This window comes from Haloarcula sp. Atlit-7R (assembly GCF_003666065.1).
Taxonomy (GTDB): domain Archaea; phylum Halobacteriota; class Halobacteria; order Halobacteriales; family Haloarculaceae; genus Haloarcula; species Haloarcula taiwanensis.
In genome coordinates this window covers 1-494 of record NZ_QXIK01000079.1, presented here as the reverse complement: position 1 = coordinate 494, position 494 = coordinate 1, and the positions used below count along the sequence as shown (strand labels likewise).

Genomic DNA, 494 nt, shown 5'->3' with positions numbered 1-494 from the left:
CAATTAATTAATAGAAATCAGCTTTTTTACTTTGTCTAAGAACATTATGTCCCAGACTCACTGCTTTGGTTTTGTTAATCAATAAAGCTACACTAGGATTTTATACCTTTAAATTTATCAAAATATATAAACATATTTTCATTATTTGAAAATCGAGTATTATAAATAGAAAATAATGAACTTTTTTAGTTACACTTCACTTAATTTAATTACCATATCTTTATTATTCATTAAATCTATAACTTTCATACTAAAAAATAATTAAAATAAAATATTGACTACAGACATATTGCGTGATATATTTCAGTTTATAAATAGTAATTTTACATCATGTTTCTTAGGGTGAAGGAGGGCGAAATGATGAAAATTAATAACCATACTATTAATGGATATTCAGACATTAGTAGTTCTGAAGCGATGCAATATGCAGCAGGTTGCTGCTCTTGTAGTTGTTCATGTAGTTGTAGCTGTTCATGTTCTTGTACAAGTGCATC

General features: G+C 26.5%; 1 protein-coding gene. It reads left to right on the top strand.

Annotation, left to right across the window (positions count from 1 at the left end; genetic code table 11):
- Positions 1-357: 357 nt before the first annotated feature.
- A partial coding sequence (stsA, locus tag D3D01_RS22720) for a stapholysin S (protein ID WP_121513865.1) occupies positions 358-494 on the top strand: 137 nt, incomplete at its 3' end.